Source organism: Actinomycetospora sp. 2LY8.5, assembly GCF_057180585.1.
On record NZ_JBXUHE010000001.1, the window covers coordinates 107,369 to 133,541 of the forward strand.

A 26,173-nucleotide genomic window follows, 5' to 3' on the forward strand; every position below is an offset into this window, starting at 1 on the left:
GGTCACAGGGCGGTACGGACCGCGTACAGCTCCGGGAAGAAGGTGAGGTCGAGGACCCGGCGCAGGAACGACGCCCCGCTCGTCCCGCCCGTGCCGGTGCGCAGGCCGATGGTGCGCTCGACCGTCTTCAGGTGGCGGAACCGCCACAGCTGCAGGTTGTCCTCGATGTCGACGAGCTCCTCGCAGGTCTCGTAGACGTCCCAGTGCTGCTCGGGCGCGTCGTAGATGGCCCGGAAGACCTCGACCAGGCGCGCGTCCTCCCGGTGGGACGCACGGACGTCGCGGTCCAGCACCTCGGACGGGACGGGGTGGCCGCGGCGGGCGAGCAGGCGCAGGAACTCGTCGTAGAGGCTCGGGCGGTCCAGCGCGGCGGTGAGCAGGGCGCGCGCGGCCTCGTCGTCGGCGAAGGCGTCCAGCATCCCGGGGTCCTTCGCGCCGAGGGTGAACTCGACCGCGCGGTACTGGTAGCTCTGGAATCCCGACGACGACCCGAGGAAGCCGCGGAAGCGCTGGTACTCGGTGGGCGTCAGGGTCGCCAGCACCGTCCACTGCTCGATGAGCTGCTTCTGCACGTGCTTGACCCGCGCCAGGCGCTTGAGGGCGAGCGGGAGGTCGTCGTCGGCGAGGTCGCCGCACGCACCGGTGAGCTCGTGGAGGGCGAGCTTGAGCCACAGCTCCGAGGTCTGGTGCTGGACGATGAACAGCAGCTCGTCGTGGGCCTCGGGGCGCGAGAGCGGTGCCTGCGCGGTGAGCAGCGCGTCGAGGTGCAGGTAGCGCCCGTAGGTCAGGGGCTCGGTCATGACGCCAGGATCCTCCTCAGGCGTCCGAGCGCCCCGTCGAGCTCCGCGGCGCCCGGGCCCGCCCAGCCGACCATCACCCCGTGCGCCGCCGTGGGCGCGTCGGGGTCGAGGTGGTACCCGGCGAGGCCGCTGACCCGCACGCCCGCCCGGGCGGCGGCGTCGACGACGGCGTCCTCGTCCGTGCGGTCGGGCAGCGGGACGACGAGGTGCGCGCCGGCCCGGTCGCCGCGCACGACGTGCCCGACCTCGGTGACGGCGTCGACGACCCGGGTGCGGCGGGCCGCGAGCTCGCGGCGCAGCCGGGCGAGGTGGCGCGACAGGGCGCCGTCGTCGTGCAGGGCGGCGACCACCTGCTGGCCCGCCGGCCCCGGCCGCACGCTCGTGGCCCGTCGGCGCGCGAGCACCGCCTCGCGCCAGGGCGGCGGCGCGACCATCCAGCCCGCGCCCAGCCCCGGGCTCAGGATCTTGCTCGTCGTGCCGAGGTGCACGGTGACGTCCGGGGCCAGGCCGGCGAGCAGGGGCAGCGGGGCGACGTCGTAGCGCAGCTCGCCGTCGTAGTCGTCCTCGACGAGCAGCAGGTCCTCGGCGCGGGCGCGGGCGACGAGGACCGCGCGGCGGGCGACGGGCAGGCGCGCGCCGAGCGGGTACTGGTGGGCGGGGGTCAGGTAGATCGCGTCGACCCCGGCCGGTACGTCCTCCACGCGCAGGCCCTCGTCGTCGACGGGCACCCCGACGGCGTCCGCCCCGGCGTCGCGCAGCAGGGCGGTGGCCCGCCCGTAGCCCGGCTCCTCGACCGCGACGCGCGGCGCCCGGCCGGTCCGCGCGCGCAGGACGGCGACGATCTCGGCGAAGCCGTCGGTGGTCCCGGAGGTCGCGAGCACGTCGTCGGGCGTGGCCGCCAGCCCGCGGTGGTGCAGCAGCAGGCGCGCGACGGCGTCGCGGTACGCGGGGACACCGGCGGGCTCGGGGCGGGTGGCGGGCTCGACGTCGCCGGCACGACGCCAGGCGCGCCGCCACGCCGACCGGTCGAGCACCGCGAGGCACGGCGAGCCGGGCCGCAGGTCGATCTCGGGGGTAGGGGCGCGGCCTTCCCGGCTGTCGCCGGGAAGGTCGCTCGCCTGGGCCGTGGCCAGCACGTACGTGCCGGCGCCGCGGCGGGGGCCCAGCCAGCCCTCGGCGACGAGCTGGTCGTACGCGGCGGCGGTGACCGTGCGGCTCACGCCCAGCTCGTCGGCGAGCGCCCGGGTCGACGGCACACGGTCGCCCACCCGCAACGCGCCCCGCGAGACGGCGGCGCGCAGGCCCTCGGCGAGCTGCACCGCCAGCGGCGTCACCGCGGCGCGGTCGAGCGGGAGCGCCAGCTCCGGGGACACACCGCGCACGAGTGGCCTCCTGAACTCGGCCGGAAGTGGCCGTTCGAGGATGCCACTTCGACGGCCACCATGGGAGCCATGACCGCCACCTCGCCGACGGAGCTCTCTCCCACCGACCGCTCCCGCGTGCGCCGCCACCGCGACCGCCAGCGCAGCGACCGGGCCGAGCTGCACGCCGTGCTCGACGAGGCCCTCGTCGCGCACCTCGGCCGGGTCGTCGACGGCGAGCCCGTGGTGCTGCCGACCATGCACGCCCGGATCGGCGAGGTCCTCTACCTGCACGGGTCGAGCGGCGCCGCGAGCCTGCGCGGCGGCGAGCCGGTCTGTGTCACCGTCACCCTGATCGACGGTCTGGTCTACGCGCGCCGCTGGTTCACCCACTCCGCGAACTACCGCAGCGCGGTCGTGCGCGGTCACGCCCGCAAGGTCACCGATCCCGACGAGGCGATGGCCGCTCTCCGCGCGCTCGTCACCCACGTCGCCCCCGGCCAGGAGGACCACGCGGCGGCGCCCAGCACGAAGGAGATGGCCGCGACCTCGGTCGTCGCGATCGACCTCACCGAGGCCAGCGTCAAGGCCCGCACCGGCCCGCCGGGCGACGGCGACGCGGTCGCCGACGGCGACGAGCGGTGGGCCGGAGTGGTCCGGCTGGAGACCCGCGTCGCCGAGGTCACGACCTGCCCGGCGTTGCCGGAGGACACGCCGGTGCCGGCGCACGTCCCGCGAGCGGCCTCCTAGACCTCCCCGACCGGGCTCCTCAGACCAGCGCTGCTTCCCGGCGGGCGGTCACCGGCACCCGCCGGCGCAGCTGCACCGTGGTGCCCGTGTCGCCGGGCAGGACGGCGGTGGCGTGCATGAGCTCGCGCATCAGCGACAGCCCGCGACCACGCCAGCCCGGGCTGCTGCTGGTGCGCCACGCCCCCTCGTCGACGACGGTGACGACCAGGTCGCGACCGGTCAGCAGCGGGCAGGACACGGCGGCCCAGAGCGTCATGAGCCCCGGGGTGCCGTGCTCGACGTAGGCGTGGTCGACGACGTTGGCGAGGGCTTCGTAGACCGCGAGCGCCAGGTCGTCGGCGGTGTCGACGTCGGTGATCTCACCGACCCAGCAGCGGAAGCGCCGGCGCAGGCCGGCGGCGTTCTCGATGGTGGCGAGAGCGCACAGCTCGAGCGGCGCGACCGCCGTGGCCGGCGCCGTCCTCGGGCCCATCCGCTGCAGCACGTCCATCGCGAGGAGTGTTCCCGGGGCCGGACGGAGCAAACGTGAGAGTCGGGAGACCAAGCAGCCCCGGACGAGCACGCCGATGAGGGGAGCTCGACCCGTGGAGACGACTCACTCGACCTTCAGCTCGCGGTTGATCAGTTCGTCGCCCACTTCCTTGGCCGACACCTCGCCGTCGCACACCCGCCGCACGGCGTCGACGATGGGCGTGTCGACGCCGTGACGCCGGGCCAGCTCGCTGATCGCGTCGCACGACTTCACGCCCTCGGCCACCTGCCCGTGGTTCGCCTCCTCGGCCTCGGCGACGGTGAGCCCGCGGCCGAGGGCCTCGCCGAAGCGCCGGTTGCGCGACAGCGGCGAGGAGCAGGTGGCCACCAGGTCGCCCATACCGGCGAGCCCGGCGAGCGTCAGCGGCTCGGCGCCCAGCGCCACCGCGAGCCGGGAGATCTCGGCGAGCCCGCGTGTGATCAGCGAGGCCATCGTGTTGTCGCCGTAGCCCAGGCCGACGGCCGTGCCACAGGCGAGCGCGATGACGTTCTTGCACGCCCCGCCGAGCTCGCAGCCGATGACATCGGTGTTGGTGTAGGGCTTGAAGTAGCCGGTCGAGCAGGCGTGCTGCACGGCGATCGCGCGCTCGTGGTCGCTGCACGCCACGACCGTCGCCGTGGGCTGCTCGGCGGCGATCTCGCCCGCGAGGTTCGGCCCGGACACCACGGCGACGCGGTCGGGGGCGGCGTCGGTGACCTCGCAGATCACCTCGCTCATGCGCAGCAGCGTGCCGCGCTCGACGCCTTTGGCGAGGCTGACGAGCGTCACGCCGTCGGGCAGGTGCGGGCGCCAGTGCTCGAGGTTCCCGCGCAGCTTCTGGGCGGGCAGCGCGAGCACGACGGCCTGGGCGCCCTCGAGGGCCTCGTCGGCGTCGGCGGTCGCCGCGAGCTCGGCCGGCAGCGGCACGTCGGGCAGGTACTCGGGGTTGCGGTGCTCGCGGGCGACGGTCTCGGCGACCTCGGCCCGGCGCGCCCACAGGGTCACCGGCGTCCCGGCGTCGGCGAGGACCTTGGCGAACGTCGTGCCCCACGAGCCCGCGCCGAGCACCGCGACCCGCTCGAGGGGGCGCACGCCGTCCGGGGGGACCGCGCTCACTTCTCGCCGCCCCGCGTCCCGCGGGTCACCTCGGGCACGGGCTCGCCGCGGACCTCGCCGAGCAGCTCGCGCACCGCGGTCATCATCCGGTCCGTGGTCTCGCGCAGCAGGGGCCGCGGGCCGCGGTCGGCGAGGCGGGCGCGCAGGTCGTCCATCGGGATCGGCGGACCGGCCTTCACCGTGATCGTCGTGCGCCGCGACGGCCGGAAGCGGCGCTCGTAGTGGTCGTACACCGACTTCGTCCCCCAGTGCACGACCGGGATCACGGGCACGTCGACGTCGAGCGCGAGGCGTGCCGCCCCCGAGCGGGCCGCCATCGGCCACCCGGTCTCGTCGCGGGTGATCGTGCCCTCGGGGTAGATCACGACGACGCCGTCGTCCGCGAACGACGCGCGCGCGGCCTCCAGGCTCGCGCCCGCCTCGGCGGACCCTCGGCTCACCGGGATCTGCCGGCTGCCCTTCAGGACGCGCCCGAACAGCGGGACGTTCCACAGCGAGGCCTTGGCGAGGAACCGCGGCACCCGCCGGGCCCGATGCACGAAGACCGCGGTGTAGACGGGGTCGAGGTAGGAGACGTGGTTGCACACCAGCAGCGCCGGCCCCTGCGCCGGGATGTGCTCGAGCCCCTCCATCCGCCGCTTCGCCAGCAGCAGGGTCAGGGGGTAGAAGACGACGGCCGCGAGCGCCACCGCCGGCCCGCCCTTCTCGCGCGCCGGTGCCACCGGGTCGCCACCTCCGCCTCGGTCCGGGCACATCCGTTCGGTCCGGCGCAGTCTCTCCCGCCTCCGGCGACCGGTCCAGCGAACCCCGCCACCGTCACCCCGCTCGGCCGAACGGGGGCAGTATGGGGTGGTGGACGTCGCGGTCGACCTGGTGGTACCGGTCAAGGAGCTGCGCCGCGCGAAGTCGCGCCTCGCCCCCGCCGTCGCCGGCCTGCCCGGTGACGACGCCGGCCGTGAGCAGGCCCATCGCGCCCTGGCGCTGGCGCTGGCCCGGGACACGCTGGCCGCCGCGCGGGCGACGCGGCGGGTCGGGCGCCTGGTGGTCGTCACCACCGAGTCCGCCGAGCGCCTGGGCGACGCCGGCGAGCCTCGCGAGGTCGTGCACGACGACGGCGACGGGCTCAACGCCGCGATCCGTCTCGGCGCGGCGCACCTGCGGCGCACCGGCTCCCGGGCCGTCGCCGCCCTCCAGGCCGACCTGCCGGCGCTGCGTCCCGAGGAGCTCGACGACGCGCTCGCCCGGGCGGCGGCGCTGTTCGCGACGGGGGCGGGCGCGGCCGTCGTCGCCGACCACGCCGGTACCGGTACGACGCTCCTGGTCGCCGCCCCCGGCCGGGCGCTGCGTCCCCGGTTCGGCCCGGGCTCCGCGCGCGCCCACACCCGTGACGGCGCGGTCGCCCTCGACGGCGACTGGCCCGGCCTGCGCGGCGACGTCGACACCGTCGCCGACCTGTCCCGCGCCCGCGCGCTCGGCACGGGCCCGGCCACGGCGGCGTGGACGGCCTGGTCGCACGACCACGCCCCGGGCCCGGTGGGGGTCCCCTCCGGCCCCGCCTGACCACCGACACCGGGCGTCCTGCCGCCCTCCGGGGGTGTGACGGGTCGCGGACGCTCGCGACACCCGGCCGCCTCGGGCACGATCGGAGGCCGTGAGCGGTTCCGTGTCGTCCTCCGCGTCCCCTGCGTCCGCCGAGACGTCGGCGGCGGCCCCCGAGACGGTCTCCGAGCCGGCGCGCGGGACGACCCACCGCGCCCACGAGGCGCCCGACGAGCTCGCCGGTCCCCGTCCCCCGGCCCCGCCCGACGAGAACGGCCGGGCGGTCCGCCGCACCCCCACCGTGCCGGCGGCGCCGACCACGGGCCCCGCCACCGCCGCCGACCTCCCGACGGACCGCTACGACAGCCGCGAGCTGTCGTGGCTGGAGTTCAACGCGCGGGTGCTCGCGCTGGCCGAGGACACGAGCCAACCGCTCCTCGAGCGGGCCAAGTTCCTGTCGATCTTCGCGTCGAACCTCGACGAGTTCTACATGGTCCGCGTGGCCGGCCTGAAGCGCCGCGACGAGGCCGGGCTCGCGGTGCGCGGCGCCGACGGACTGACGCCCCGCGAGCAGCTCGTCCGCATCGCCGCCCGCACCCAGGAGCTCTCCCACAAGCACGCCCGGGTGTTCCTCGACGAGGTCCGCCCGGCGCTCGACGAGGCCGGCGTCCACATCATCGACTGGTCGCAGGTCGCCGCGTCGGCGCGCCCCCGGCTCTCGGACTGGTTCGCGCGCCAGGTGTTCCCCGTGCTCACGCCGCTCGCCGTCGATCCGGCGCACCCGTTCCCCTACATCTCGAACCAGTCGCTCAACCTCGCGGTCACCGTGCACGACCCGCAGGCCGGGACCGAGCACTTCGCCCGCGTCAAGGTGCCCAACAACGTGCCGCGCCTCGTGCGCGTCCACCCCGACCCGGACGACGACGGCGCGGCGGGCGACGACCGGCAGGCGTGGTTCCTGCCGATCGAGGACCTCATCGCCGAGAACCTCGACCAGCTCTTCGAGGGCATGAACGTGGTCGAACACCACGTGTTCCGGGTGACGCGCAACGCCGACCTCGAGGTCGAGGAGGACCGCGACGAGGACCTGCTGCAGGCCCTCGAGCGCGAGCTCGCGCGGCGGCGCTTCGGCCCGCCGGTGCGCCTCGAGATCACCGAGTCGATGAGCGAGCACATGCTCGAGCTCCTGCTGCGCGAGCTCGACGTCGACCCGCACGACGTCGTCCAGGTCCCCGGCCTGCTCGACCTGTCGGCGCTCATGGAGCTCATGAGCCTCAACCGCCCCGAGCTCAAGGACCCGGTGTTCGTGCCGGCCACCCACCCCGCGTTCAGCGAGGGCGAGACGCCGAGGAGCGTGTTCGCGACGCTGCGCGAGGGCGACGTGCTCGTCCACCACCCGTACGACTCGTTCTCCACGAGCGTGCACCGCTTCATCGAGCAGGCCGCGGCGGACCCCACGGTGCTGGCGATCAAGCAGACGCTCTACCGGACGTCCGGCGACTCACCGATCGTCGAGTCACTGATCGACGCGGCCGAGGCCGGCAAGCAGGTCGTGGCCGTGGTGGAGATCAAGGCTCGCTTCGACGAGCGCGCCAACATCGGCTGGGCCCGGGCGCTGGAGCGCGCAGGCGTGCACGTCGTCTACGGGCTCGTCGGGCTCAAGACGCACTGCAAGGCCGTGCTCGTCGTGCGCCAGGAGGGCACGGCGATCAAGCGGTACTGCCACCTGGGCACCGGCAACTACAACCCGAAGACCGCGCGGCTCTACGAGGACATCGGCCTGTTCACCGCCGACGAGACGATCGCCGCGGACCTCACCGACCTGTTCAACGTGCTCACCGGCTACGCGCGACGCACCTCGTACCGCAAGCTGCTGGTCGCCCCGTACGGGCTGCGACGCGGCATCCTCGCCCGGATCGACGGCGAGCGCGAGCGGGCCGAGCGCGGCGAGACCGCGGGCATCCGGATCAAGGTCAACGGGCTGGTCGACGAGCAGATCATCGACGCGCTCTACCGCGCCTCGGCGGCCGGCGTCCCGATCGACCTCGTGGTGCGCGGGCTCTGCTCGCTGCGGGCGGGGGTGCCGGGACTCTCGGAGAACATCCGCGTGCGCTCGATCCTCGGACGCTTCCTGGAGCACTCCCGGATCTTCCACTTCGTCGGCGCGCAGGAGCGCTGGATCGGCAGCGCGGACATGATGCACCGCAACCTGGACCGCCGGGTCGAGGCGCTCGTGCCGGTGACCGACCCGCGCCTGACCGCGCAGCTCGACGAGATCATGGACTCGGCCGTGTCGCCGTCGACGCGATGCTGGATGCTGCAGCCCGACGGGTCGTGGGACCCCTGGCCCGTCGCGGCGGGCGAGGACCACGAGGGCCTGGCCGTCGACGACCACCAGGTGCAGCTGCTGCGGCAGGGGGCGAAGTGACCGTCCGGAACACGGAGCGTCGGGACGAGCACGCCGACAGGGGGAGCTCGACCAGATGACCGTGTATGCCGCCGGTGCGGTGCTGTGGCGTCCGGCCGGGATCGACGGCACCGACGAGAAGGTCGAGGTCGCCGTCGTGCACCGGCCGCACCACGGCGACTGGAGCCTGCCCAAGGGCAAGATCGACCCGGGCGAGACGCGCGTCGGCGCCGCGGTGCGCGAGATCGCCGAGGAAACCGGGTTCGCGTCCGTGCTGGGCCGGCACCTGCAGACCGTGCGCTATCCGGTGAACGACGAGGAGAAGGTCGTCGAGTACTGGGCCGCGCGAGCGGGCGCGGGCGAGTTCGTCCCGGGCGACGAGACCGACGAGCTGCGCTGGCTGGTCCCCGAGGACGCCGCGCCGCTGCTCACCTACGCTTCCGACCGCGACGTGCTGGACGTCTTCGCCGCGCACCCCGCAGGCCTGCGCACCGTGCTGATCGTGCGCCACGCGCTCGCGGGCAGACGTTCGGAGTGGACCCGGCCCGACGCCGAGCGGCCCCTCGACGAGGAGGGACGCCTCCAGGCCCAGCAGCTCGCCGGGCTGCTCGCGGGGTTCGGGGTCGGCGCCCTGTACGCGGCCCCGATCGCGCGCTGCCGCCAGACCCTCGAGCCCGCCGCGGCGCTCACCGGCCTGCCCGTGCACGACGCCCCGGAGCTGTCCGACGAGGCGGTGGGGACCGACACCGCCCCGGCACTCGCGACACTGGCCCGGCTCGCCGACGCGGCGGCCGACGGCGGGGTGGTCCCGGCGGTGTGCGCGCAGGGCGTCGGCATCCCCGAGCTCGTGGCGGCGCTCGCCGCGGCGGCCCCCGCGCCCCCCGACTCCGACCGTGATCTCGACGACCCGCCGTGCCGCAAGGGCAGCGTGTGGGTCCTCTCGTTCGGCCCCGACGGGGCGCTCGTGGCCGCGGACTACCACCGCGACGCCGTCTTCTAGCTCCGCACGCCGCCACGAATCGCCCGAACGGCCCTTGACTCGGACAGAACGGGATGTATCGGGGCGCGCGCAGGAGGCGGCCCCGGCTGGGCTAGCGTCGGTTCGCCCCCCGCCCCCTCCCCTTCCCCGGCCGCCTGTCGCCCACCCGCCAGGAGCTCCCCCCGGTGCGTCCGTCGAACAGCCGACGCGTCCGTCAGGTCGTCCTCGTCGTCGTCGCCGCGGCCGTCCTGCTGGGCGTCAACGTCCCCCCGGCGTGGTCGTACATCAGCGAGTGGCGCCACGAGGAACTGATCAACAGCCCGGACTACACGCGGCAGTTCGGGCACTGGGACACCATCGACGTCCCCGAGGAGAGCCGGGTCAACGCGATCCACGCGGCGTTGCTGTCGTCGGGCAAGGTCCTGCTGATCGCCGGGTCGGGCAACAAGGAGGACATGTTCGCGACGCGGGCGCTCAAGAGCCTGCTCTACGACCCGGCCACCGGGCAGACGCGGATGATCCCGGTCCCCGACGACATGTTCTGCGGGGGCCAGACCACGCTGCCCGACGGGCGCCTGCTCGTCGCGGGCGGCACCCAGCGCTACGAGCGCCTCGACGGCGCGGTCACCAACGCCGCCGGCACGATGACGGTCAAGAACGAGGACCCGAACGTCCCCGCGGTCCTACCGGAGGGCACGATCTTCGTCTCCCCCAACGGCGTGCGCTACCGGGCCGAGGTGGAGACGCGGCTCCCGCCCGCGGCGAAGGCCGGGCAGGGCAGGCGCACGCAGGTGACGGCGTCGGAGGAACAGGTCTTCGTCGAGGCCGTCGACCCCGGGCCCGCCGCGGTGACCCCCGCCCCCGCCCAGTACCAGGTGGAGGGACTCCCGGCCGCCGTCGCACGCAACGTGTACGGGCAGGGCAAGGAGATGACCCTGCGCAAGCAGGACTACCAGGGCACGAACCAGGCGTACACGTTCGATCCGGTCACGGAGTCCTGGTCGCGCGTCCCCGACATGGAGTTCCACCGCTGGTACGCGACGCTCACGCCGATGTCGGACGGCCGCGTGCTGACCACCGCCGGGCTCGACGGTGTCGGCGAGGTCCTCAACGGCCAGACCGAGATCTTCGACCCGGTGGCGAACACCTGGACCTCGCGCAAGGACCTCACGCACTACTTCCCGACCTACCCGGCGATCTTCGAGACCGACGTGCCCGGGCAGATGGTCTACACCGGTGCGAACGCGGGCTACGGGCCGGCCGAGCGGGGCCGCGAGCCCGGCTTCTGGGACACCGACACCGGGGCGTTCACGGCGATCCCCGGCATGCGCGACCCCGACCTGCTCGAGACCGCGGGCTCGGCGTTCGTCGGCCCGGCGAACGACCAGCGCATGGCCGTCGTCGGCGGCGGCGGCGTCGGCGAGAGCCCCCGGTCGACCGGCCGCATCGACTACCTCGACCTGCGCGACCCGGCCCCGCACTTCACGCCGGGCCCGTCGATGCCCGAAGGCGTGCGCTACCCGAACCTCGTCAACCTGCCCGACGACTCGATGTTGATCTCGAACGGTTCCCGCGACTACCGCGGCAAGGGCGGCACCAACAACCACATCGCCCAACTGCTGCACCCCGACACCGGTCAGCTCACCCCGGCCGCCGACCCGGCCGTCGGCCGCGACTACCACACCGAGGCGATCCTGCTGCCCGACGGCCGCGTGCTCACGGCCGGCTCGGACCCGCTCTTCGACGACGAGCAGAACCTCGTCCCGGGCACCTTCGAGCAACGGATCGAGATCTACAGCCCGCCGTACCTGTACCAGGGTGGCGCGCGGCCCTCGATCGGCAACGCGCCGCCGACCCTGGCGCTCGACCAGACCGCGACGATCCCGACACCCGACGCGAGCCACGTCCGCGGCGCCCGCCTGATCAAGGCGTCGACCGCCACGCACGTCACGACCACCGACATGCGCTCGGTCGCGCTCGACGTCGGCCCGGCGCCGGGCGGGGTCTCGGTGCATGTGCCGCCGAACCCGGCGCTGACCCCGCCCGGCCCGTACATGCTCTTCCTCGTCGACGACCGCGGCGTGCCGTCGGTGGCGAAGATGGTCACCGTCGGCCCGGGCGGCCGGGCACTCCAGGACTAGGAGGGCGCGCCTCAGGCCTTCTCGGCCCGCTTCTCGGCCTGGAACGTGTCCTCGTCGGCGCCGCGGCGCCAGTAGCCGGAGATCGAGAGCAGCTCGCGGGGCACGCCGCGCTCCTCGAGCACGTGGCTGCGCAGCGCCTTCACGTCGCCCGTCTCGCCGTGCACGAAGGCGTGGACGGTGCCCGCGGGCCAGTCGGCGGCCCGGACGGTCTCGACGAGGTCCTCGCCGGCGTCGCGGTGCAGCCAGCGCAGGGACAGCGCGCCGGAGGTGACCAGCGGCAGCTCGTCGTCGGGGCCGTCGACCTGCACCCACGCGTGCACCGGCGCCCCCGCCGGCACGTGCTCGAGCGCCGCCGCGATCGCGGGGAGCGCCGCCTCGTCGCCGACGAGCACGTGCGCGTCGGCGTCGGGCGACGGCGCGTAGGCCCCGCCCGGTCCCATCAGCGTGATCTCATCGCCGGGCGCCGCGGCGAGCGCCCAGGGGCCGGCGACGCCGGTGTCCCCGTGCACCACGAAGTCGATCACCATCTCGCCGGCGCGGTGGTCGAGCGAGCGGACGGTGTAGGTCCGCACGACCGGCCAGTCCTCACGGGGCATCGCCTCGCGGATGGCCGCCACGTCGAAGGGCGTCGGGTACTCCACGCCGGGGCAGGGAAAGGCGAGCTTGACGTACTTGTCGGTGAAGCCGTTGTCGACGATGCCGTCGAGACCCGGGCCGCCGAGCACGACGCGCACCAGGTGCGGGGTGAGCCGCTCGATGCGCAGCACGCGCAACCGGTGGCCCGACCCGCCCTTCCGGGAGCGCGGGGCGCGGGTCGAGGTCTCCGGAGCAGCCATGATCCCGACCCTACGCCTCGAGATTAGGCGAGCCTAAGCTCAGCCGGTCGTCACCGGCTTGTGCGCCGGGCGGGTCGCCTCGTAGCTGTCGATGTCGTCGGCGTGTCGCAGGGTCAGCCCGATGTCGTCGAGACCCTCCATGAGCCGCCAGCGGGTGTAGTCGTCGACGGTGAAGCGCACCGTGAGGTCGTCGGCGGTGACCGTCCTCGCCTCGAGGTCGACGGTCAGCTCGAGGCCCGGACGCTCCTCGATCTTCTTCCAGAGCAGCTCGACGTCGGACTGCTCGACGGTGGCCGCGAGCAGACCCGCCTTCGACGAATTGCCCTTGAAGATCTCGCCGAAGCGCGAGGAGATGACCACGCGGAACCCGTAGTCCATCAGCGCCCAGACGGCGTGCTCGCGGGACGAGCCGGTGCCGAAGTCGGAACCCGCGACCAGCACGCTGCCGCGCGAGAACGGCTCGACGTTGAGGACGAAGTTCGGGTCGGCGCGCCAGGAGGCGAACAGGCCGTCCTCGAAGCCGGTGCGCGTGACGCGCTTGAGGTAGACGGCCGGGATGATCTGGTCGGTGTCGACGTTCGACACGCGCAGCGGCGTGCCGATGCCGGTGTGGGTGGTGAAGGCGTGCATGACTTCCTCCGGCTGCGTCTCGACTCCTCAGGCGGGCTGCAGTGTGCTGGGGGTCAGGTCCTCGGGCGACGAGAGCGTGCCGCGCACGGCCGTGGCGGCGGCGACGAGCGGCGAGACGAGGTGTGTGCGCCCGCCCTTGCCCTGACGGCCCTCGAAGTTGCGGTTCGACGTCGAGGCGCACCGCTGGCCCGGGGCGAGCTGGTCGGGGTTCATGCCCAGGCACATCGAGCAGCCCGCCGAGCGCCACTCGGCGCCGGCCTCGGTGAACACGGAGTCGAGGCCCTCGGCCTCGGCCTGCGCCTTGACGTGCATCGAACCGGGCACGACCAGCATCTGCACGTCGTCGGCGACGTGGTGGCCGCGCAGCACGTCGGCGGCCGCGCGCAGGTCCTCGATGCGCGCGTTGGTGCACGACCCGAGGAACACGACGTCCACCGTGATGTCGCGCAGCTTCGTCCCCGGCTCCAGGGCCATGTACTGCAGCGCCTTGCGGGTCGCGGCCGCGTCGTCGTCGTTCATCGTCTCTGGGTCCGGCACGGTCTCGCCGAGCGGCAGACCCTGGCCGGGGTTGGTGCCCCAGGTGACATAAGGAGTCAGCGACTCCCCATCGATGTGGACGACCTCATCGAACTCGGCGTCGTCGTCGGTGCGCAGCTCACGCCACGCGGCGACGGCCTCGTCCCATCGCTCGCCCTGCGGCGCGTGCGGGCGGCCCATCAGGTACTCGAAGGTCGTCTCGTCGGGGGCGATCATGCCCGCGCGTCCGCCGGCCTCGATCGACATGTTGCACATCGTCATGCGGGCTTCCATCGACATCTCCCGGACGGCCTTGCCGCGGTACTCGAGCACGTAGCCCGCCCCGCCGCCGGTCCCGATCTGGGCGATGACCGCCAGGATGACGTCCTTGCTGGTCACGCCCGGGCGCAGCGATCCGGAGATCTCGATGGCCATCGTCTTGAACGGCCGCAACGGCAGCGTCTGCGTGGCCAGCACGTGCTCGACCTCGGAGGTCCCGATGCCGAACGCGAGCGCGCCGAAGGCCCCGTGGGTGGAGGTGTGCGAGTCGCCGCAGACCACGGTCGTGCCCGGCTGGGTCAGCCCCTGCTCCGGGCCGATCATGTGCACGATCCCCTGGTTCTCGGTGCCCATGGGGAACAGGCGGACGCCGAACTCCTCGCAGTTCCTGCGCAGCGTCGACACCTGGGTCGCCGACGTCTCGTCGGCGATGGGCAGATGGAGGTCGCGGGTCGGCACGTTGTGATCCTCGGTGGCGACGGTGAGGTCGGTGCGGCGCACAGGGCGTCCGGCGAGGCGCAGCCCGTCGAAGGCCTGCGGGCTCGTCACCTCGTGCACGAGGTGGAGGTCGATGTAGAGCAGGTCGGGCTCCTGGCCCTCTCCGTGGCGGACCACGTGCTGGTCCCAGACCTTCTCCGCGAGCGTGCGTCCCACTTCTCCGCCTCTTCCCGGCGACGAGGAGACGGCCCGACAGCGCTCCCCGTCGCACTGCCTCGCCGTTCCCGCGCCTGCGCTCTCTTTCTCACATCCTGGGACTACGATGTCGTCCTGTGGGACAGAGTAGCGGTATCGGTGTGCTCGACAAGGCGGTGGTCGTGCTGCGCGCGGCCGCCGCCACGCCGTGTGCGCTGGGCGAGCTGTGCGAACGCACCGGCCTGCCGCGCGCGACCGCGCACCGGCTCGCCGTCGGCCTCGAGGCGCACCGGCTCCTCGCGCGCGACGCCGACGGCCGCTGGCGCCCGGGGCCCGCACTCGGCGAGCTCGCCCACGGTCACGGCGATCCGCTGCTCGCGGCGGCCGAGGAGGTGCTCCCCGAGCTCCGCGACCTCACCGGCGAGAGCGTCCAGCTCTACCGCCGCGACGGGTCGGATCCGTCCCTGCGGGTGTGCGTGGCCGCGGCCGAACCGGCGAGCGGGCTGCGCGACACCGTGCCCGTCGGCGTACGCGTGTCCATGACCGCCGGGTCGGGCGCCAAGGTGCTGGCAGCGTGGTCCCGCGACCCGTCGGCCTTCCCCGAGCCGGTGCTCGAGGAGGTCCGCCGGCGGGGCTGGGCCCAGAGCGTCGCCGAGCGCGAGGCCGGCGTGGCCAGCGTGTCCGCGCCCGTGTGCGACCCCGCCGGCGTCGTCGTGGCCGCCGTCTCGGTGTCCGGCCCGGTGGACCGGATCGGCAGGCGCCCGGGCGCGCGCTGGGCGGACGCCCTGCTCACCGCCGCGCGCCGGCTGGAGGGCCGGGTCGCAGAGGCGGGCTAGCCGAGAGCTGGATCGGAGGTGGGCCGCCGCTCCACCTCGCCCTCGATTAGTCCTGTTGCTGGCGTCCGCCGAAGACGGCGGGCCACGGGTGCGCCGATCCCGGCCGTCGCCAGTGCCACACGACCATCGGGACCGCCGACATGACGATCAGCAGGAGGCCGTGGCCGACCGGCCCGATGGCGGCCAGGCCGACGCCCAGCAGGACGCCGGCGACGAGTGCCGTCACCGACCACCAGTAGCTGCGCCGGTCGTCCTTCGGTTTGGCGAGGCGGGCCAGCGCGGGATCGCTGCCCTCGATCTCGCGCTCGATGTCGGCCAGGATGCGCTGCTCACGTTCGTCGAGCACCAGGAGTCTCCCTCGGCGTCGTGCTGCCGACGACGGGAGCACCGAGCAGGGTCGCGGGCCGCAGTCGCCGAATCACGCACCGAATTCCCCCCGTCGAGCAGGCAAAACGCCGACGACGCCCACGTCACGACGAAGCGACGGCACGCGGCGGCGACCGGGATGGGCCACGCCGCCTACACGCCGCGGCCGAGGCCCCCCGCTCGTCCCCGTCGGCCGACCACCGGCCGAGGACGCGGCACAGGCGGCGACCGGACGGGCGACCCGCTCGGGGACTGCGCGCCCATGTCGCACCGTCGGGCTGATCCGTCCGAGTGAGACCTCTGCGACGGCTGAGCGAGGCCCCCGACGAGAGGTGGCGGGCGTGAGCCTGCGGTGTGCCGGGCCGCCGGCGCGGTCAGGCGCCGCCCGGATAGAGCGCGAGGCCCACCGACGCGCGTCCGTCCACCGCCGTCGCGACCGCGGCCGCGACCTCCGGCCCCAGGCCGCCGTACAGCTCGAGGAGCGTGACACCCTCGTCGACCAGGGCCGCAGCGCTCCGGGCGGCGTCGTCGGGACCGGCCACGGCGGCGACGACGGTGCCGCCGACCCGGTCCACGCGGCCGCCCTCCCCCGCGTAGAGGAAGGCCTCGCGCACCGCCTCGCCACGCTCGAACCGGCGCTTGTGGCCGACGGTGGCCTCGAGCGACTCGAACCCGAACATCACGGCGCCGACACGCGCGGCCGGAACGGCGGCCTGCACCGCGGCCTGCGCGACCGGTCCGTACCCGCCGCACAGCTCGATCCGGTCCGCGCCGTGGTCGACCGCCCCTCGCGCCACCGCGACCGTGGCGCCCTCCGCCGCTCCCACGAACCGCACCCCGCCCACGTCGAGCTCGAGATCGTCCCGCCCTTCCACCACCACGGTCGTCCGCACGTCCGCCTCCTCCCACGTAGAATACCGCTCTAGCCACTGAAGCTAGAACGACGTTCTCCCACGACGCAAGGAGAGGCCGTGACCCGATCCGCCCCGCGGGAGCGTGTGCTCGGCGCCGCCGAGGCGCTCTTCCGCGAGCACGGGTACGTCGACACGACGATCGGGGCGATCGCGCGCGAGGCCGGCGTCGCGCTCAACACGATCTACTCCGGCTACGGGTCGAAGGTCGGCGTCCTCGCCGCGATCCAGGACCGGGCCGTCGCGGATGGGGACGGCGGCCCCCTGCTCGACCAGGAGTGGGCGGCGGGCCCGACCCTGCACGAGGTGGTCGTACGTTTCGCCGCGGCCACCGAACGGGTCGCCCCGGTGCAGCGGATCCTCACCGCGGCCGCCGCCGACCCGGCGGTCGGCGCGCTGCTCGAGACCCTGCACGAGCAGCGCGTCAGGACGTGCCGCGGGGTCGCCGCGCGGGTCGGGGCGACTGACCCGGACCGTCTCGCCGACGAGCTCTACGCCCTGCTCGGCGTCGAGTGCTACGAGCTCTTCGTGACCCGGCGCGGCTGGACCCGCGACGCGTGGGCCGGGTTCGTGGAGCGGGCGCTGAGCCGGTCCTAGTGCTTCCTCGTGCTCCGGCCGGCGTCGACGCGCGGGATCGGGAGCGAGGGGTGGGTGGGGAGCCGGTCGGCCGGGGAGCCGACGGGCTGGTCGGCGGGCTGGTCGGCGGGCTGGTCGGCGGGCTCCGCGGTCCGTGTCGTCGGGGACGGCGGGGCGTCGGGGGTGGTCAGCGCCTTCAGCGGTCCCGTCCACCCGAACTGCTCGCTGTGGATGCGCGCCGGCGGGACGCCGAGCGCGTCGAGCGCGACGAGGGCACCCGAGAGCAGCGACGGTGGCCCGCACACGTAGTACTCGAGGCGCCCGCGGGCGCGCGGGAGGATCTCGGAGATCAGGTCGGCGTCGATCCGCCGGCCCGCGGTGCGCAGGACCTCGAGGTCGAGCCGGCGCGCCAGCACCTCGAGCTCGGGGCCGAACAGCGGCTGGTCGGCGCGCTCGGCGAGCACGAGGCGGTGCAGACGGCGGTCGCCGCGCTCGGCGAGCGTGCGCAGCATGCTCATCATGGGCGTGATGCCCACCCCGCCGGCGATCAGCACGAGGCCGTCGACCCGGTCCGGCGCCTCCGGGGTGAAGCTGCCGTGGGGGCCGTCGAGCCACACCTTGCTGCCCGGTCCCATGCGGGCCAGCGCGCGGGTGAAGTCGCCGTTCGCGCGCACGGTGAGCTCGAGGCGGTCGGTCAGCTCGGCGCTCGAGGCGATCGTGAACGGGTGCTCCTGCACACCGACGACACGGCGGTGCAGGCGCAGCCACACGAACTGCCCGGGGGCGAAGCGGCGCAGTCCGCGCCGCCGGAACACGGGCGTGAGGGCGAGCGTCGCGACCTCCGGTCCCTCGTGGCGCACGCCGTAGACGACGTAGGCGCCGCGCTGCGAGAACAGCGGCTGCCAGACCCACCGCCGCGCGAGCACGACGAGCAGCAGCAGGGCGAGTCCGGCGACGACGACCCGCATCACCGGGTCCTCGATCAGGTCGCCCATCCAGAAGACGTGCAGCCCGGCGAGCAGGAGCGCCAGAGCGGCCGCGGCGACGTGCAGGCGCGCCCACCACTCGTAGCGGGTCCCGCGCCGCCGGCCCCACGCCGCCGCACCGGAGAGCAGGATCATCCCGGCGAACGACGCGTACCCGAACTGGATGCCCGGCGAGGCGGCGAACGGGTTGATCAGCTTCGGGCTCCGGGCCACGGCGAGCACGGTGTGCCCGGCGACGAGCACCAGGGCGGCGACGCCGAGCCACTTGTGCGCGCCCATGACGCGGTCGATCCCGAGGGATGTGGTCAGCGCCTTGATCCGCGAGGCACCGACGGTCGTGAGGACCATCGCGACCGTCGCCACGAGCCCCGTGACCACGATCCCCAGGCCCATGAGATGGCCGGGCTCGATGCCCTCCCGGCCCAGGTACACCGCCGGTGGTCCCAGCAGCAGGAGGACGAAGGCCGACGACCAGGCTGTCCGCTTCGCGCGCTTCGACACGGCCCCGGACGCTAGAGGCGGTCCGGCGGTTGATCGTCCGCTCCTGAGAGCGACAGATCAACTCGGGAGACGGGCGGCCGCCCGGGCACGGCGAGCGCCGGTGGGCCGCCCCGCTATTACGTCGAACGGACGACGTTCGGCGCCCTTTTGCCGTTCGGACTCTCAGGGCCGGCCGCCGGGTAGTCCCCGGGACGTGACTTCCCTGCTGACCGGACTGCTCCGCGGCACCGCCGCCGGCGCCGCGGGCACGACCGCGCTGAACGTCGCCACCCAGGCCGACATGGTGTGGCGCGCCCGCCCGGCGAGCGACACCCCCGTCGAGACCGTGTCCGCGCTCGCCGAGCGCGCCGATCTCGCGGTTCCCGGCCGCCGCGCGGAGCGCCGGCACCGGCTCGAGGGCCTCGGCGGGCTCGCGGGCGCCGCGACGGGGGTGGCGGTCGGCGGGCTCGCCGGTGCCCTGCGCAGCGCCGGGGTGCGACTGCCGGCCGTGCTCGGCGTCCCCGCGCTCGGTGCCGCGGCGATGCTGGCATCGGACGTGCCGAGCGCGCGCCTCGGCCTCGTCGACCCCCGGCGCTGGAGCTCGCTGGACTGGGCGGCCGACGTCGTCCCGCACCTCGCCTACGGCGCCGCCACCCACGCCACCCTCGCCTCGACCTTCCGCGCCGCGGACCGCGAGCGCGCCGAGCACCCGGAGCGCTTCCCCTCCTCGCCGACCACGGGGACGCTCGCCCGGGCCGCCGCCCTGGGCGCCGCGGCCGGGTCCCGCAGCACCTTCGGCGCGGCGGCGATCGCGTGGCGCGCCCGCTCCGGCGACCCCGGCCCGGGTCGTCTGCTGGCCGGCCGGTTCGGTCGATCCGCGGCGACGGTCGCGGCGCTCGGCGAGGCCGCCGGCGACAAGCACTCCGCGGTCCCACGACGCACGGCGCCGCCCGGGCTGCTCCCCCGCCTCACGCTCGCGGCCGGCGGGGCGGACGTGCTCGCCCGCCGTGACGGGTACGAGGGCGGGCCCGGTGTCCTCGTCGCGACCGCCGCGGCGGCCGGCGCGGCCGTCGGCGGGGTGGCCCTGCGCGTCCGCGCGCACGAGCGCTTCGGCTCCGATCTCCCCGGCGCGATCGCCGAGGACGCCCTGGCGGCGCTGCTCGCGTGGTGGGGCGCCGGGCGCCGCGCGGGGTGATCAGGAACGTCGTCACGCACGACGCCCGCCGGCCGAGGTGCGTGGCGATGCCCGTGATCTCGGCCCGGTGACGGGCGCGGGATCAGCGGGGTGACGCCGCCACCGTCACGCGGTGGTGCGCACCGCCCGAGAGGAAGCCGGCGAGCGCACGTCCCTCCTCCGCGACCGCGGCCCGGTCGGCGCGGGTGAAGCGGCGCCGCGGTGTCACGGTGACCGCGCCCCCGGCGTCCGTCCAGGTCGCGGCGACGCGGCCGTCGACGAGCACCGCGCGCTCCCCCGCGACGGAGAGCCCGCGGTCGGCGTCGTCGACGATCCGGCTGCGGTCGTCGTAGCCGAGGATCGCGTTGTCGAACGCGGGCAGGAAGCGCACCGGCGCCGGGGTGTCGGGATCGGGGCGGGGCGCGTCGGGGAGGTCGAGCAGCTCGCGGCCCCGCTCGTCGCGAAAGCTCACCAGCCGGTCGCGCACCGCGGCGACCGCTCCCGGCAGACCCGCGAGGCCCGACCACGCGCGCAGGTCCGCCGACGCCGCCGGGCCGTACGCGGCGAGGTAGCGCAGCACCAGCGACTCGCCCACCGGGTCGGCGCCGTCCGGCGCGGGCGGGTCGACCGGGCGGCCCAGCCACGAGGCGACGAGCAGGCACCGCGCCGGCCCCGCCTCGCCCCAGAGCCCGCGGGGCGGCACCTGCACCACCGGCACCAGCGTGCCGAGCGCCTCACCGAGCACGCGCGGCGCGACGTCCGGCCAGCGCGGCGCCAGCTCGCGGCCGATCTCGGGCAGCGTGCGGGCCTCGTCGGCGATGAGCCTGCCGCCGATCTCGGCGAGCTCGTCGAGGTCCACCGTGGCGAGGTCCTGGCGGTACACGCCGAGCAGCCGCTGGCGCAGCATCGCGTCGTGGCGCGACCGCCAGGCGAGCGCGTCGTCGGCCGTGACGAGGTGGACGGTGCGCCGCATGAGGTGGGTGCGCACGACCCGGCGCGCCCGGAGATGGTCGGAGAGCTCGGCGGGGTCGAACCCGGCCAGGCGTGACCACAGCCCGACGTAGGGCTCCTGCGGCTCCTGGGCCTGCAGGCCGCCGAGGTGGGCGACGGCGTCCAGCGCCGGCAGCGTCGCGCGCTCGAGCAGGTGCTGGCGCGCCAACGCCGCCCGGTTGAGCGCACGCCGGCCGAGAACGGTCACATCGGTCAGCCTGGCACGACCCCCCGTCAGCGCCCCCGGGTCCGCGACCGCCGGTCGAGCCGCGGGTGGACGCGGCGCGTGTTGTGCTCGGAGACCGCCGCGCGGTCCCCGGGCTCGATCCCGTCCGCCACCTCCGCGGTCGCCGGCGTCACGGCACCCGGTCGGCCCTACCTCGCTCGGGCGAGCTCCCTCGCCTCGACGCGCACGGTCTCCTCGACGTAGACCGAGCCGCCCTCGACGGACACGCCGTGGGTCCGCACCGGCTTCTTCGCCGGAGGGCCGCTGGGCTGCCCGGTACGCAGGTCGAAGCACGCGGCGTGCAGCGGGCACTCGACCGCGCACCCCTCCAGCCAGCCGTCGGACAGCGACGCATCCTGGTGCGTGCAGGTGTCGTCGATCGCATAGAGCTCGCCGTCCGCGTTGAAGACCGCGATGGCCACCGAGCCCTGCACCCGGACCGACTCCCCGACGGGGATGTCGGACAGCTCGCCCACGTAGATCATTTCGGCTCCTGTTGCGCTATGCACATCGAGTCCTGTCATCCGCAACACGGAGCCTGAGGGCCAGGCATCGCCACGTCAAGGGCACTAGCCGACGTCTGCCAGGTTTTACGTTGCGGCAATACCAGATGACTGATACGTGTCTCATATGTCAGTACGCAGGACTGACGCCGTGATCGGGGTGTCACACTCCGCAGCGGGTCCGGCCCGTCCACCGTCGTCGGCCCGAGGAGTGGTGACATGGCCGAGCACGCGCGGCCGCGGCGACGCGGCGGCGTGCCCCGGGCGATCGAGGGTGAGCACACCGTGCGCCGGGCCACCGCCGCGGCGGCGGTCGGCAACGTCGCCGAGTGGTACGACTTCGGCCTCTACTCCTACCTGGCCGGCGCGGTGCTGTCCCGGGTGTTCTTCCCCGATGCGGGCGCGTGGGCCGCCGTGTACACGCTCGGCGCCTTCGCCGCGGCGTTCCTCGTACGCCCCCTCGGCGGGCTGTTCTTCGGCCCGCTGGGCGACCGCATCGGGCGCACCAGGGTGCTCTCGGTGACCGTCGTGCTCATGGCGGTGGCCACCCTGCTGCTCGGCCTGGTCCCGAGCCACGGGGCGATCGGCGCCGCCGCGCCGGTCCTCGTGCTCGTCATGCGCATGCTGCAGGGCTTCTCGGCGGGCGGCGAGTACACCGGAGCGCTGACGGTGATCGCCGAGTACGCCCCGGACCGGCGTCGCGGCTTCTTCGGGAGCCGGCTCGAGTTCGGGACGATCACGGGCTACACGCTCGGCGCCGGCATCAGCGCCGCGCTGATCGCCCTGCTGCCCGACGAGGACCTGCTGACCTGGGGGTGGCGACTGCCGTTCATGCTCGCCCTGCCCCTGGGCGTCGTCGGCATCTACCTCCGGCTGCGGCTCGAGGACACGCCCGCGTTCCGGCAGCTCATGGAGCGCTCCCCCGCCCTGGCGACCATGCCGTTGCGGCGCGCCCTGCAGATCCTGTGGGTGCGCTACCGGCGCGCGCTCGTGGTCGCGGGCGGCCTCGTCGTCGCCTGGAACATCACCAACTACGTGCTCACCAACTACATCCCGGTCTACCTCACGAGCACGCTCGGCGAGCACGGCGAGACCGGTACCGAGAAGGCGACGTCCACGGCGCTGCAGGTCGTCGTCATGGTCGCGATGCTGTCGGTCATCACCTCGCTCGGACGGCTCTCCGACCGCGTCGGGCGCCGCCCCGTCCTGCTGGCCGGCAGCCTCGCGCTCGTCGTCGGCGGCCTGCCCGCGGTGTGGCTCCTGCGCCAGGGCCTGCTCGGCCAGCTCGGCGGGCTCGCCCTGATCGGCGCGTGCCTGGTCTGCTTCGCGGCGGTCGCGCCGTCCACCCTGCCCGCGCTGTTCCCGACGCTGGTCCGCTACGGGGGCCTCGCGCTGACCTTCAACGTGGCCGTCTCGCTGTTCGCGGGCACGGCACCGACCGTCATCGCCGCGGCGACGACGGCCACCGGGAACCTCGACTGGCCCGGCTACTACCTCGTCGCCGCGGGCGTCACCGGCGTGATCAGCGTCGTGTTCCTGACGGAGTCGGCGGGGCGCCCGCTGCCCGGCGCCGCGCCGCTGGCGTCCAGCGCCGAGCTGGCGCCCCCCACGCTCTCGGACGACGGGGTGCCCCTCGAGCCACCGCGGGGCTGACGAGTGCCTCAGGCCGCCTGCGGGCGACCCAGTTCGCTGCGCCGCACGCGCCCGAACCGGCGCGGGTTCGCCATCGCGAACACCCCGGTCGTGACGCCGCGGGAGTCGACGTAGCGCGCGACGAAGCGCCCGTCGGCGGGCTCGCCGTCGACGACGTCGACGCGGTCGTGGGCGGATGGGTGGCCGGCGAGCTGGAGGATGCGTCCGTACTGCTCCGACCACACGTAGCCGCTGGGCCGGAAGGTCGCCCGTGGATGACCCGTGCGGCCGGACAGCAGGTTGGCGGCCGCGACCGTCGCCTGCTCCCCCGCGCTGGTCCAGTGCTCGTGACGACGACCGCCGCACCGCGCCACGTCGCCCACCGCGACCACGTTCGGCAGGTCGGTGACCATGCCCGTGTCGGTGCACACCCCGTCGTCGAGACGCACGCCGGAGCCGTCGAGCCAGCCGGTGTTCGGCGTGATGCCGATGCCGACGACCACGACGTCCGCCGTGACGGTGCCGCCGTCGCCGAGCTCGACACCGGCCACGCGGCGGGCGTTCCGGCCGGTGGGCACGGTCGCGAGGCCGGCGACGGCGGCACTCGGACGCAAATCGGTGCCGTGCTCGGCGTGCAGGTCGACGCAGCTGCGGGCGATGCGCGGCCCGAGGACCGGCGCCAGCGGCAGCGGCAGGCCGTCGAGGACCGTCACCTCGAGGCCCATCGCGCGGCAGGTGGACGCGACCTCGGCGCCGATGAAGCCGCCGCCGACGATCGCCACGCGCGGTGAGCCGTCCCGCAGCGCCCGTCGCAGCGCGAGGGCGTCGTCGAGCGTGCGAAGCGTGTGTACGCCCTCGACACCCTCGGTGCCGGGCAGCCGGCGCGCGCTCCCGCCGGTGGCGATCACGACACCGTCGGTGACCACATCGGTGCCGTCCGCGAGCACGACCCGGCCGCCGGTGGGGTCGAGCCGAGCCGCGCCGGCCCCGAGCCGCAGGTCGAGGGCGAGCTCGGCCTCCTCCGCGGTGTCGAGCAGGCCGATCCCGTCGACGTCGAGGCTCGCGGCGAGGACCGCCTTCGACAACGGGGGGCGGTCGTAGGGCCGGTGGACGTCGTCACCGACCAGGACCAGACGGCCGTCGTACCCGGCCGCGCGCAGGGCCTCGGCCGAGCGGATGCCGGCGACGGATCCGCCGACGATCGTGATGGTGTGCATGGCGGGCTCCTCGAGGGCCTCGACAGGGGGGAGGGACCGGCGACGGCGACACCCCACGATCTGGAGTGTTCAGTTGCGCAATAGGAGACGCGATGCGCTTTACGCAACTTCGAACCGTGGGGTGGACGGGACCTGCTTGTCAAGAGGGGTCCGACGTGGAGCCGTGGCGCGTCCCCGCGCGAACTCGCTCGCGCGCTCCCTTGACAGGCGACCTGGCGATCGTCGACCGTGGTGTTGCGCATGACGGATCGTGTTCCTCATAGCGCAACTCATCGGCGAGTTGGCGTCAGGCCGCCGGCCCGCTCCCACATCAGGTCGCGGCCGTACCGCCGTTCGGACGACGCCCCTCCCCCGCTGGCGCACTTCGAGGAGCACGGATTCCATGACCACCGGAGAGATCGCACCGGAGATCGCACCGGAGATCGCGGCGCCGGCCCTGCCGGCGAGCCTGCGCGGCACGCTGCCGGGCCGGTACTACACCGACCCCACGATCTTCGGCGCCGAGCAGGCCCTCATCTTCGAGACCGGCTGGTTCTGCGCGGTCCTCGCCGCCGACCTGGCGAGGGCCGGCGACTTCGAGACGGTGCAGATCGGGCGCGAGAGCGTGATCGTGGCCCGCGGCCGCGACGGCGGCGTCAACGCCTACCTGAACGTCTGCCGCCACCGGGGCGCCCGGATCTGCACCGAGGACAAGGGCAGCGTCCGGCGCTCGTTCCAGTGCCCGTACCACGCGTGGACCTACGGCCTCGACGGGACGCTGATCTCCGCGCCGAACATCGGCGAGATGCCCGACGTCGACCGCGTCGAGTACGGCCTGCACCGCGTGCACGTGCGCGAATGGCTGGGGTACGTGTGGCTGTGCCTGGCCGAGGAGCCGCCGTCGTTCGAGGACACCGTGATCGGGGACGTGACGGCCCGACTCGGCTCGCCGGACGCGATCGTCGGCTACCAGGTGGCCGATCTCGAGCTGGGCCGTCGCATCTCCTACGACGTGAAGGCGAACTGGAAGCAGATCGTCGAGAACTTCATGGAGTGCTACCACTGCGGCACGATCCACCCCGAGCTCACCGAGGTGCTGCCGGAATTCGCCAACGGTCTCGCGGCGCAGTACTTCGTCGGGCACGGCGCGGAGTTCGGCGAGGACGTCGCGGGATTCACCGTCGACGGGTCCCCAGGACTCGAGCGCATTCCCGGTGTCGGCGACGACCAGGACCGGCGCTACTACGCCATCACCGTACGCCCGCAGGTGTTCATCAACCTCGTGCCCGACCACGTGGTGTTCCACCGCATGTTCCCGCTCACCGCGGAGCGCACGCTCGTGCTCTGCGACTGGCTCTACCTGCCCGAGGTCGTCGACTCCGGCACGGACATCGACCGCTCCGTCGAGCTCTTCCACCGCGTCAACCAGCAGGACTTCGACGCCTGCGAACGCTGCCAGGTCTCCATGGACTCACGCTCCTACGCCCGCGGCGGCGTCCTCGTCCCCAGTGAGCACCACATCGGCGAGTTCCACGACTGGGTCGCGCAGCGCGTCGGCTGACCATTCCCCGAAGACCTTCCCGAGAGCCAGGAGAACGATGTCCATCACCCCCGAGAATCGCGACTCGTCCGGCGGGATCGCCACCACGCGCTACCGCGACGCCTTCCTCCTGGCCGACGAGCTGTCGGTCCACGGCAGCGACTGCGTGTGCCCGACCTGCGCCGCCCGCCTTCCCGGTCTGCTCACCGAGCTCGCCCACGCCATTCGGAAGGATGCGACGGACTGACCACTCGAACCA

Annotated in this window: 25 protein-coding genes; 11 read left to right on the forward strand and 14 right to left on the reverse strand. The window is 74.3% G+C overall.

Features of this window, described 5'->3' with window-relative positions:
* Window positions 1-2 precede the first annotated feature (2 nt).
* Window positions 3-800 (reverse strand): tryptophan 2,3-dioxygenase, encoded by a 798-nt coding sequence (locus tag AC2A1K_RS00525; RefSeq protein WP_483894350.1) that lies wholly within the window; start codon window positions 798-800, stop codon window positions 3-5.
* Entirely contained in the window at window positions 797-2,182 is a 1,386-nt protein-coding gene (gene pdxR / locus AC2A1K_RS00530; protein ID WP_483894351.1) for a MocR-like pyridoxine biosynthesis transcription factor PdxR, read from the reverse strand. Before pdxR ends, AC2A1K_RS00525 begins: the two co-directional genes overlap by 4 nt.
* A 69-nt stretch (window positions 2,183-2,251) precedes the next feature.
* Between pdxR and AC2A1K_RS00535 the strand changes: the two genes are divergently transcribed.
* On the forward strand, window positions 2,252-2,911 hold the full coding sequence (locus tag AC2A1K_RS00535) for a pyridoxamine 5'-phosphate oxidase family protein (protein ID WP_483894352.1): 660 nt from the start codon (window positions 2,252-2,254) through the stop codon (window positions 2,909-2,911).
* Window positions 2,912-2,930: 19 nt separating this feature from the next.
* On the opposite strand, the gene AC2A1K_RS00540 is transcribed toward AC2A1K_RS00535, so the two are convergent.
* From AC2A1K_RS00540 to AC2A1K_RS00550, 3 genes are all read right to left on the reverse strand, one after another.
* Window positions 2,931-3,401, reverse strand: coding sequence for an ATP-binding protein (locus AC2A1K_RS00540; RefSeq protein WP_483894353.1), 471 nt, complete (start codon window positions 3,399-3,401; stop codon window positions 2,931-2,933).
* A 105-nt stretch (window positions 3,402-3,506) separates the two neighbouring features.
* A complete protein-coding gene (locus AC2A1K_RS00545) occupies window positions 3,507-4,538 on the reverse strand; it encodes an NAD(P)H-dependent glycerol-3-phosphate dehydrogenase (protein WP_483894354.1) in 1,032 nt (343 codons plus the stop codon).
* On the reverse strand, window positions 4,535-5,260 hold the full coding sequence (locus AC2A1K_RS00550; protein WP_483894355.1) for a lysophospholipid acyltransferase family protein: 726 nt from the start codon (window positions 5,258-5,260) through the stop codon (window positions 4,535-4,537). The genes AC2A1K_RS00545 and AC2A1K_RS00550 overlap by 4 nt, the downstream gene beginning before the upstream one ends.
* A 130-nt stretch (window positions 5,261-5,390) precedes the next feature.
* Between AC2A1K_RS00550 and cofC the strand changes: the two genes are divergently transcribed.
* From cofC to glxA, 4 genes are all read left to right on the forward strand, one after another.
* Entirely contained in the window at window positions 5,391-6,098 is a 708-nt protein-coding gene (gene cofC / locus AC2A1K_RS00555) for a 2-phospho-L-lactate guanylyltransferase (protein WP_483894356.1), read from the forward strand.
* A 91-nt stretch (window positions 6,099-6,189) separates the two neighbouring features.
* Complete coding sequence (locus AC2A1K_RS00560; protein WP_483894357.1) at window positions 6,190-8,505, forward strand: RNA degradosome polyphosphate kinase; 2,316 nt, start codon at window positions 6,190-6,192, stop codon at window positions 8,503-8,505.
* Window positions 8,506-8,560: 55 nt separating this feature from the next.
* On the forward strand, window positions 8,561-9,484 hold the full coding sequence (locus AC2A1K_RS00565) for an NUDIX hydrolase (RefSeq protein ID WP_483894358.1): 924 nt from the start codon (window positions 8,561-8,563) through the stop codon (window positions 9,482-9,484).
* Window positions 9,485-9,648: 164 nt separating this feature from the next.
* The gene (gene glxA / locus AC2A1K_RS00570) at window positions 9,649-11,604 is read left to right on the forward strand and encodes a radical copper oxidase GlxA (RefSeq protein ID WP_483894359.1); all 1,956 of its coding nucleotides are present in this window, start codon (window positions 9,649-9,651) and stop codon (window positions 11,602-11,604) included.
* A gap of 11 nt (window positions 11,605-11,615) precedes the next feature.
* Here the strand turns inward: glxA and AC2A1K_RS00575 are convergent, their stop codons facing one another.
* The 3 genes from AC2A1K_RS00575 to leuC are packed head-to-tail and all read right to left on the reverse strand — an operon-like array spanning window position 11,616 to window position 14,519.
* Window positions 11,616-12,440, reverse strand: a complete 825-nt coding sequence (locus AC2A1K_RS00575) for a siderophore-interacting protein (RefSeq protein WP_483894360.1) — start codon at window positions 12,438-12,440, stop codon at window positions 11,616-11,618.
* A 39-nt stretch (window positions 12,441-12,479) separates the two neighbouring features.
* Window positions 12,480-13,070, reverse strand: coding sequence for a 3-isopropylmalate dehydratase small subunit (leuD, locus tag AC2A1K_RS00580; protein WP_483894361.1), 591 nt, complete (start codon window positions 13,068-13,070; stop codon window positions 12,480-12,482).
* Window positions 13,071-13,097: 27 nt separating this feature from the next.
* Window positions 13,098-14,519 carry a 3-isopropylmalate dehydratase large subunit gene (gene leuC / locus AC2A1K_RS00585; protein ID WP_483894362.1) on the reverse strand — a complete coding sequence of 474 codons (1,422 nt, stop codon included), beginning with the start codon at window positions 14,517-14,519 and terminating at the stop codon, window positions 13,098-13,100.
* Window positions 14,520-14,635: 116 nt separating this feature from the next.
* Here leuC and AC2A1K_RS00590 point away from each other — a divergent pair, with 116 nt between their 5' ends.
* Window positions 14,636-15,334, forward strand: a complete 699-nt coding sequence (locus AC2A1K_RS00590) for an IclR family transcriptional regulator (protein WP_483894363.1) — start codon at window positions 14,636-14,638, stop codon at window positions 15,332-15,334.
* A 46-nt stretch (window positions 15,335-15,380) separates the two neighbouring features.
* Here AC2A1K_RS00590 and AC2A1K_RS00595 read toward each other — a convergent pair whose 3' ends face one another.
* Both AC2A1K_RS00595 and AC2A1K_RS00600 read right to left on the reverse strand, forming a co-directional pair.
* Window positions 15,381-15,680, reverse strand: coding sequence for a DUF3040 domain-containing protein (locus AC2A1K_RS00595; protein WP_483894364.1), 300 nt, complete (start codon window positions 15,678-15,680; stop codon window positions 15,381-15,383).
* Between the two features lie 394 nt (window positions 15,681-16,074).
* On the reverse strand, window positions 16,075-16,593 hold the full coding sequence (locus AC2A1K_RS00600) for a DUF6506 family protein (protein ID WP_483894365.1): 519 nt from the start codon (window positions 16,591-16,593) through the stop codon (window positions 16,075-16,077).
* Window positions 16,594-16,671: 78 nt separating this feature from the next.
* Between AC2A1K_RS00600 and AC2A1K_RS00605 the strand changes: the two genes are divergently transcribed.
* On the forward strand, window positions 16,672-17,208 hold the full coding sequence (locus tag AC2A1K_RS00605) for a TetR/AcrR family transcriptional regulator (protein ID WP_483894366.1): 537 nt from the start codon (window positions 16,672-16,674) through the stop codon (window positions 17,206-17,208).
* On the opposite strand, the gene AC2A1K_RS00610 is transcribed toward AC2A1K_RS00605, so the two are convergent.
* Window positions 17,205-18,674, reverse strand: coding sequence for a ferric reductase-like transmembrane domain-containing protein (locus AC2A1K_RS00610; protein ID WP_483894367.1), 1,470 nt, complete (start codon window positions 18,672-18,674; stop codon window positions 17,205-17,207). The two genes, AC2A1K_RS00605 and AC2A1K_RS00610, sit on opposite strands and share 4 nt — an antisense overlap.
* A gap of 193 nt (window positions 18,675-18,867) precedes the next feature.
* Between AC2A1K_RS00610 and AC2A1K_RS00615 the strand changes: the two genes are divergently transcribed.
* Window positions 18,868-19,848, forward strand: a complete 981-nt coding sequence (locus tag AC2A1K_RS00615) for a hypothetical protein (RefSeq protein ID WP_483894368.1) — start codon at window positions 18,868-18,870, stop codon at window positions 19,846-19,848.
* 82 nt (window positions 19,849-19,930) lie between these two features.
* Here AC2A1K_RS00615 and AC2A1K_RS00620 read toward each other — a convergent pair whose 3' ends face one another.
* Window positions 19,931-21,025 (reverse strand): winged helix DNA-binding domain-containing protein, encoded by a 1,095-nt coding sequence (locus AC2A1K_RS00620; RefSeq protein ID WP_483894369.1) that lies wholly within the window; start codon window positions 21,023-21,025, stop codon window positions 19,931-19,933.
* A gap of 167 nt (window positions 21,026-21,192) precedes the next feature.
* Window positions 21,193-21,528, reverse strand: coding sequence for a bifunctional 3-phenylpropionate/cinnamic acid dioxygenase ferredoxin subunit (locus tag AC2A1K_RS00625; RefSeq protein WP_483894370.1), 336 nt, complete (start codon window positions 21,526-21,528; stop codon window positions 21,193-21,195).
* Between the two features lie 237 nt (window positions 21,529-21,765).
* Here AC2A1K_RS00625 and AC2A1K_RS00630 point away from each other — a divergent pair, with 237 nt between their 5' ends.
* A complete protein-coding gene (locus AC2A1K_RS00630; protein ID WP_483894371.1) occupies window positions 21,766-23,199 on the forward strand; it encodes an MFS transporter in 1,434 nt (477 codons plus the stop codon).
* Window positions 23,200-23,207: 8 nt separating this feature from the next.
* Here the strand turns inward: AC2A1K_RS00630 and AC2A1K_RS00635 are convergent, their stop codons facing one another.
* Entirely contained in the window at window positions 23,208-24,395 is a 1,188-nt protein-coding gene (locus AC2A1K_RS00635; protein ID WP_483894372.1) for an NAD(P)/FAD-dependent oxidoreductase, read from the reverse strand.
* 382 nt (window positions 24,396-24,777) lie between these two features.
* On the opposite strand from AC2A1K_RS00635, the gene AC2A1K_RS00640 reads away from it, so the two are divergent.
* Together AC2A1K_RS00640 and AC2A1K_RS00645 are read left to right on the forward strand one after the other, a co-directional pair.
* Window positions 24,778-25,935: an aromatic ring-hydroxylating oxygenase subunit alpha gene (locus AC2A1K_RS00640; RefSeq protein ID WP_483894373.1), complete on the forward strand. Its 1,158-nt coding sequence runs from the start codon at window positions 24,778-24,780 to the stop codon at window positions 25,933-25,935.
* 37 nt (window positions 25,936-25,972) lie between these two features.
* Entirely contained in the window at window positions 25,973-26,161 is a 189-nt protein-coding gene (locus AC2A1K_RS00645; protein WP_483894374.1) for a hypothetical protein, read from the forward strand.
* The last annotated feature ends 12 nt before the right edge of the window (window positions 26,162-26,173 follow it).